Source organism: Crenobacter oryzisoli, assembly GCF_030385785.1.
GTDB classification, from domain to species: Bacteria; Pseudomonadota; Gammaproteobacteria; order Burkholderiales; family Chromobacteriaceae; genus Crenobacter_A; species Crenobacter_A oryzisoli.
In genome coordinates, this window is the sequence record NZ_JAUEDK010000012.1 from 92,030 (window position 1) to 98,594 (window position 6,565).

The window sequence follows — 6,565 nt, forward strand, 5'->3', positions numbered from 1 at the left end:
CCTCTTTGTTAAGAAACGGAAAATCGGAAATGGAAAATATTTCCGTGCAAGCATGACAGGATATCGCCGTCGCGGCAAATGGCGCTGCGACGGGCGGGCTTCATCAAGGTCGCGACAGTGGGAGAGGAGTGACGTTGGCCGGCCCCTGCGGGCTGGCCGTGTGACCGTTGCGCCGCTCAGCCTTTCTTGCGCGGCGGCTTGGCCAGCGCCTTCAGCGCCTCGGCGGCGGCGAACAGGCCGAAGCTCGCGGTGACCGCCATGCTGGCGCCGAAGCCGCCGCAGTTGAGCCCCTGTGGGGCGGCGTCGACATCGCAGGCGGCGCCGCTCTGCGGCCAGACCAGCGGCTCGGTCGAGTACACGCACGGCACGTGCAGCTTCTTGCCCGCCTCGCGGGTGAAGCCGTGGTGACGGCGCAGGTTGTAGCGCAGCTTCGAGAGCAGCGGGTCCTCGGTGACCGCGCCGAGGTCGGCTATGCGGATCCGGCTCGGGTCCATCTGGCCGCCGGCGCCGCCGGACACGATGAAGCGCTGGCGGCGTTTCACGCACCAGGCGGCCATCGCGGTCTTCACGCGCAGGCTGTCGATCGCGTCGACGATGAAGTCGTAGCCGCGGCCGAGCAGCTCGTCGAGGTTGTCCTCGGTGACGAAGTCTTCGATCAGCGTCAGCCGGCAGGTGGGGTTGATCCCCTGCACCCGTTCGGCCAGCACCTCGACCTTGGCCCGACCGAAGTGCGGGTCGAGCGCCGGCAGTTGGCGGTTGACGTTCGATTCGGCGACGTTGTCGAGGTCGATCAGCGTCAGCGCGCCGATGCCGCTCCTCGCCAGTGCCTCGACCGTCCACGAGCCGACGCCGCCGACGCCGATGACGCAGACGTGCGAGGCCTGGAAGCGTTCCAGCGCCTCGTCTCCGTACAGGCGGGCGATACCGCCGAAACGGCGGGCTAGGTCGGCGTCGTGCGGGGTGCTCATCTTGCGTAAAGTCCTGAAAAATCAAGGGGCGAAGCATAGCGCATGCGCGTGCCGCTCGCCAAGCGTACGTCCCGGCGCTAGTGCCTGATCAAGCAGAGGCCTCGGCGGGGCGCCAGCCGACGCAGGGCGGTGTACGCTATATAAAGATCGTGTACAGGCTTAAGGATCACGACGCAAGGAGGCGGACATGTACCGACATATTGTGGTGGCGCTCGACGGTAGCCACTGCGCCGACCGGGCGCTCGAGCAGGCGACGGCGCTGGCCAAGCTCGCCGACGCGCGTCTGACGTTGCTGCACATCGCCAACTTGCGCGATCTGGCGGTGGAGAATGTGCAGATGTTCGACAACAGTCGGCTGCACGAGATGGCGCATCAGCTCGGCGACGCCATTCTCGACGAGGCCGAGGCACGGGTGCGCGAGCACGGCGTCGACAAGGTGGAGCGTTTCGTCGGTGAGAGCTGGGACGGTGGGCGCGAGATGGCGCGGGCGCTGGTCGGCTTCGCCACCGAACACGCCGCTGACCTGATCGTGATGGGGACGCATGGTCGTACCGGGCTGATGCACCTCCTGCTCGGCAGCTTCGCCGAGACGGTGTTACAGGAGAGCCCGGTGCCGCTGTTGATCGCGCGCGGCATCGACGACGAGTCGAAGGAGCACAGTCACAAGCGACCGGTGATGTGACGACGCGGTTCGGCCAGTCTCGGCCGAACCGCTCAGGCGGGTCGCTGGGCGAACACGAAGAACTCGCGGTTGCCGTCGCCGCCGGTGATGGGGCTGTCGTACCAACCGCGTACCGCGAGGCCCTGTTCGGCGACCGCGTCGCAGATCTTGCGACGCACGCCGTCGTAGAGGCGCGCGTCCTTGACGATGCCGCCCTTGCCCAGGCCCTCGCGGCCGACCTCGAACTGCGGTTTTACCAGGCTCAACAGATAGCCGCCTGGTTTCACCAGCGGTAGTGCGGACGGCAGGATCAGCGTCAGCGAGATGAACGACACGTCGCAGACCATCAGGTCGAAGTGTTCGCCGTCGTTGGCAGCCAGCAGCGCTGCATGGTCGAGCGCGCGGCCGTTCACCCCCTCGAAGAACCGCACGCGCGGATCGTCGCGCAGCTTCTGCACCAGCTGGTCGTGGCCGACGTCGACGCCGACGACGCGGGCGGCGCCTGCCTGCAGCGCGCAGTCGGTGAAGCCGCCGGTGGACTGGCCGACATCGAGCACGTGGAAGCCGTCGATGGTCAGCCCGGCATCGGCGAGCGCGCCGGCGAGCTTCAGCCCGCCGCGCGATACGTAGCGGTCGGACGGGTCGGGCACGACCGACAAGACGATGTCGGCGGCGAGTTTCTGGCTAGGCTTGCTCAGTGGCGACAGCTCGCCGTCGCGGTCGATATACACCCGGCCGGCGGCGATCAGTTGCTGCGCGGCGGTGCGCGACGCGGCAAGCCCTTGTTCTACGATCAATAAATCGGCACGGGTCATGGCGGGGTCCGGAGCGGCAAAAACGGCGGCTAGGGTGTCGCGGTGTGCGGCGGCTGTCAAGCGCGCGGGTTTGCCGCGCCGTTTTCATATTGCTGGCGGTGGGGCTGTACATCGACTTGGCCGACGAGGCGCACGACAAGCGGCTGCATGAGATCCAGCGGCCGCTGAGCGGGCAAGCTGTCGCATCGCGGAAACGCGGCCCCGTGTCGGCCGCGAGCCGGGCAGTGAAGGGTTGGCCGCAGCCGGCGGCAGTGCGATCATCGTGCAATACCGAATGACCCGAGAGGTGTGGCGATGGACGACCGATACCAATTTGACCCGGCCGAGGTGCGCGTGCTCGGCGCACTGATCGAGAAACAGGCGCTGACGCCGGATGCCTACCCGCTGACGCTGAACAGCCTGGTTAGCGCCTGCAACCAGCTGACCAGCCGCGAACCGGTGATGACGCTGACCGAGAGCCGCGTCAGCGCCGCGCTCGATGCGCTGATCTCCGCCAAGCTGGTTGCCGAGCGGCTACCGGCCGGCAGCCGCGTCGCCAAGTACGAGCACCGGCTCGGTTGGGAGTGGAAGCTGGAGGGGGCAAGGCTGGCGGCGCTGGCACTGCTGCTCTTGCGCGGTGCGCAGACCGCCGCCGAGATCAAGGGCCGCGCCGGCCGTGTCTACCCGTTCAGCGGTGTCGACGAGGTCGAGACCGCGCTCGCCGCCTTGGCCGACAAGTACCCGCCGCTGGTCGCCAAACTCGAGCGCCAGCCGGGCGAACGCGAGGCGCGCTGGGCACATTGCCTGTGCGGTGAGCCGGTCGCCGCCGCCGTGATCACCGACGAGTGCGGGGCAATTGAGGTGGGTCTGGCCGGCCGTGTCGCCGCGCTCGAGGCCGAGGTTGCCGCACTAAAATCGCGCTTGGCTGAACTTGAGGCGCAGTTGGGCGCCTAAGTGAGGGTGTGTTTCACCGACCGCGGTTTGTCAGAACCTGCCCATCACCTTGCTGCGCGGCCCTGAACGGGGCTGATGCGCTCAGCGGGCGAGTCTATCGATTCGCCCATCGATCGGGAACCCTCATGGCCCCCTGTCCAGTCCGGTTCCTGCGTTGCTCTTCCATCCTGCTGAGGGTCGCTCGCGACGGGGCCCATGCAGGTTCTCCGCAGTCCTTCACACGCTGTCGGGCGGCCCCTTGGCCGCCCGCGTCATCTGCGCCCGGCGCCTAATCGCGTCGAAGGAGGGCGCCTGCGGCCATGTCCGCGGGCGTAGGCGCTTCGTAGAACCTAGATGGGAAGGAACAACCCGTATGAAAATTCGGGCATTGCTGATCGCTGGCCTCGTGACCAGCGGCGCGGCGCAGGCTGGCACCATGACGCTTGGCGCTGGCAGCGACTTCGTCAACTTCAGCCGTACGCCGGATGGTGCAGGCATCGGCTTCACCCTCGACTATCTCAAGCATGATCACAACGGCTCGGCCGGCGGCCTGGGGGCCGAGTTCGCACTGCCGCTAGGCCCGGTCACCGTCGCCGCCGGCGTGAAGGGCACGGTGCTCGACGCCGATGGCGGTGCGACCGCCGGCCTGGTGGGCGGCCGTATCAATGTCGACGCCGGCTACAGCGTCAGCCTGTTCGGCCAGGCGTACTATGCGCCGGAGTCGTTCGCCAGCGGCTCGGTGAAGTCGGTGTCCGACGTCACTGCGGGCGTGCGCTGGAACCCGATCCCGCTCTTGGCGTTGGAGGGCGGCTACCGCTATTACCAGGTCGACCGCAAGGACGACAGCCGCAGCCGCACGCTGGCCGATGGCCCTTATCTGGGTCTTGGGCTGAGTTTCTAAGCCACACGGTCCGATCCAACGGCAACGCCCCGCAGTGCGGGGCGTTTTTCATGGCAGGGGCACGTTCAGAACGACAGGCTGAACAGCCGGGTGTCTTCGGTGGAACCGGGCGTCCGGATCATCTTCACGAAGCACAGGCCGAGTTTTTCGAGCAGTCGGATCGACGCGTTGTTGTCCGGCGAAGTGATGCCGAGCAGTTGGTTCAACCCCACGGTGCCGCGCGCCCAGTCGCGCACCGCGGCGGCCGATTCGTAGGCGTAGCCCTGCGACCAGTAGCGCTCGAGGAAGGCGTAACCGATGTCGGCGTGCTCCAGGTAGTCGCGCTTTACCAGCCCGCAGATGCCGATCGGTGTGTTGGATTCGCGCAAGCCGACCAGGTACAGACCATAGCCGTGTTGGCGGTAGCTGGCGCCCGGACCGGTCTCGATGTAGCGCACCGCATCGTCCAGCGTGCGCACGTTCTTGTCGGCGATGTTCTTGATGAACGATGGCTCGTTCAAGAGTTCCAGGATAAAGCCGGCGTCGTTGGCGGTGAGTTCGCGCAGGAACAGCCGGTTCGTCTCGATGAGATGCACGATTGTGTCGCTTTCTGCTCGGAGGCGTGATGGGGGTGGGGATAGCGTAACCGATAGCGCAGGGTCGACAAAGCCGCTCGTCGGCCAACCGGGGGAAAGAGGGGGTGGCAGTACGTAGGATGGGTGGAGGCGTGGGCGCCGCAACCCATCACGCTTTCTGGCCAACATGGGAAGAGGACTGTGGCTTTGTCGGTCTCGCTCGACTGGAGTCCTGAGGGCGATGGCCACAGTCGCGTGCAATGTGACAGCGCCGGTCCCGCCCGGCGAGGCGGCCTACTTTCTTTGCTTCGCCAAAGAAAGTAGGCAAAGAAAGGCGACCCCCGATGCGCATGCCTTCGGCTTCCCTCGCGCTTGCCAAGCGGCCAGGCGCTGCCGAACTCGCGGGCGGCTACCGTCCGCCCACTCGAACATGCGGCGGCTTAAGACCTGGCCGCTTGACGATCGCTCGGCAGCGCAAAGGGGGTGGGCAGGTCGATTGCGGCATGAGTGGGTGTGTAAGGTTTAAAAGCGACGTCGGGTTTGTGAGGCGGCCCTCCATTTTCTCCGATGAGATGACGTCGTTCGGTCACTTTTTGCGGTTATCCACAACAGGATGCCTGCGAGCCAATTTGTCCACAGCCGACGGAAACTCCAAGCAATCCAGTGTATTTCCAAACAAACTGAGCGATTGCTACCGACAACCACCCATTCCCCTTCGACGCCGCCGAGGACGGCGCGGCCAACGGGGGGAAGTCGGCGAGCACTGTCCGAGTACCGGCTTCAGCCGGTGCGAGTTGCGCAGCCGCCACGTTGGCTGTGGCGCCCGCAGGGTAGCCCGCTTTAGCGGGCCGGCGTCGTGGGGTCGCCTTCTTTTGGTTCCTTTTCTTGGCGAAGCAAGAAAAGGAACTCGCCGGTCGGGCGAGACCGACAAAAAGTTACATCGTTTAGGAACGTTGGCCAAAAGAATGATGGATTACGACGAACCTGCCTAACTCATTCTCGCTGTTAGAACCAAGAATTGACTGTATAGCCACATGCTTTCAATTCTTTTGCGACCTCAGTTTTCCATGCTCCACTCGGATCAAGTCCTACGTAGACTACACCGCTAATATCATTAGGTGTTTCTATCTGCCCTTTTACAAGAGCGCATACATTTTTCCTGCCAAGCTTTGCCATTAAATAGCCATGCTCAAATATGACATTTTGCCGTGCTCTGTATTTTGGGAGTATATTTGATTCATGAACGCCTCGCCCCTGATCGCAAGGGGTATATAGAACTAGAGCAAAGTCTGCATCGCTTGAATAGTGTTCGATTTTCTCAATTATTGTCATTCCAGAGCTTGCCTGCTCGTGCAGGATAATTGCTTCTAGCCCAATGCTTTCAATAAAGCGGCTTACCTCTTGTTTCGCCTCGTTGTCTCTTCCATGAACTATAAAGACGGCGGTTTCCAACCCCAAGTGCAACACCCTGATAAGGTGTTGCCATGCCCTCCCACTACCATCAGCTTTGCCCAGAAGAACGTGCCTGCATCATGCAAATGACCGCGCAGGGACACAGTCTGCGCCACATCGCCCGCTTATTGCGGCGGGCGCCCAGCTCCATCTGCCGGGAAGTGCGCCGTAATGCCTGCAGCCCCCATCGCTACGATGCCGCCGCTGCCGGGCGCAAGGCCAGGCAACGCTCTCGCCTCCCTCGCCGACCACGCAAACTTCAGCCTCACAGCGCCGCATTCCTCGTTGTCGTTGAACTGCTA

At 64.2% G+C, this 6,565-nt stretch carries 8 protein-coding genes; 4 read left to right on the top strand and 4 right to left on the bottom strand.

The genetic code is table 11. The features are described 5' to 3' along the window. Nucleotides 1–176: 176 nt before the first annotated feature. Nucleotides 177–968 (bottom strand): tRNA threonylcarbamoyladenosine dehydratase, encoded by a 792-nt coding sequence (locus QU481_RS09105; protein ID WP_289829643.1) that lies wholly within the window; start codon nt 966–968, stop codon nt 177–179. Nucleotides 969–1,155: 187 nt separating this feature from the next. On the opposite strand from QU481_RS09105, the gene QU481_RS09110 reads away from it, so the two are divergent. Continuing rightward, a complete protein-coding gene (locus QU481_RS09110) occupies nt 1,156–1,650 on the top strand; it encodes a universal stress protein (RefSeq protein WP_289829644.1) in 495 nt (164 codons plus the stop codon). 32 nt (nt 1,651–1,682) lie between these two features. On the opposite strand, the gene QU481_RS09115 is transcribed toward QU481_RS09110, so the two are convergent. Beyond that, nucleotides 1,683–2,444, bottom strand: coding sequence for a TlyA family RNA methyltransferase (locus QU481_RS09115; protein ID WP_289829645.1), 762 nt, complete (start codon nt 2,442–2,444; stop codon nt 1,683–1,685). Between the two features lie 294 nt (nt 2,445–2,738). On the opposite strand from QU481_RS09115, the gene QU481_RS09120 reads away from it, so the two are divergent. Continuing rightward, nucleotides 2,739–3,377, top strand: a complete 639-nt coding sequence (locus tag QU481_RS09120; RefSeq protein ID WP_289829646.1) for a YceH family protein — start codon at nt 2,739–2,741, stop codon at nt 3,375–3,377. A 352-nt stretch (nt 3,378–3,729) separates the two neighbouring features. Next, nucleotides 3,730–4,257 (top strand): YfaZ family outer membrane protein, encoded by a 528-nt coding sequence (locus QU481_RS09125; protein ID WP_289829647.1) that lies wholly within the window; start codon nt 3,730–3,732, stop codon nt 4,255–4,257. Nucleotides 4,258–4,322: 65 nt separating this feature from the next. On the opposite strand, the gene QU481_RS09130 is transcribed toward QU481_RS09125, so the two are convergent. Both QU481_RS09130 and QU481_RS09135 read right to left on the bottom strand, forming a co-directional pair. After that, complete coding sequence (locus tag QU481_RS09130) at nt 4,323–4,832, bottom strand: GNAT family N-acetyltransferase (protein ID WP_289829648.1); 510 nt, start codon at nt 4,830–4,832, stop codon at nt 4,323–4,325. Nucleotides 4,833–5,816: 984 nt separating this feature from the next. Further along, entirely contained in the window at nt 5,817–6,269 is a 453-nt protein-coding gene (locus QU481_RS09135) for a TIR domain-containing protein (RefSeq protein WP_289829649.1), read from the bottom strand. A gap of 26 nt (nt 6,270–6,295) precedes the next feature. On the opposite strand from QU481_RS09135, the gene QU481_RS23845 reads away from it, so the two are divergent. Next, nucleotides 6,296–6,565 (top strand): helix-turn-helix domain-containing protein (locus QU481_RS23845; protein WP_353962180.1); only part of this gene is annotated, 270 nt, incomplete at its 3' end.

Excerpts from the sequence above, each read along its gene's own strand:
- QU481_RS09105 (WP_289829643.1), bottom strand. The coding sequence starts at position 968 with ATGAGCACCCCGCACGACGCCGACCTAGCCCGCCGTTTCGGCGGTATC.
- QU481_RS09110 (WP_289829644.1), top strand. The coding sequence starts at position 1,156 with ATGTACCGACATATTGTGGTGGCGCTCGACGGTAGCCACTGCGCCGAC.
- QU481_RS09125 (WP_289829647.1), top strand. The coding sequence starts at position 3,730 with ATGAAAATTCGGGCATTGCTGATCGCTGGCCTCGTGACCAGCGGCGCG.
- QU481_RS09115 (WP_289829645.1), bottom strand. The coding sequence starts at position 2,444 with ATGACCCGTGCCGATTTATTGATCGTAGAACAAGGGCTTGCCGCGTCG.
- QU481_RS09120 (WP_289829646.1), top strand. The coding sequence starts at position 2,739 with ATGGACGACCGATACCAATTTGACCCGGCCGAGGTGCGCGTGCTCGGC.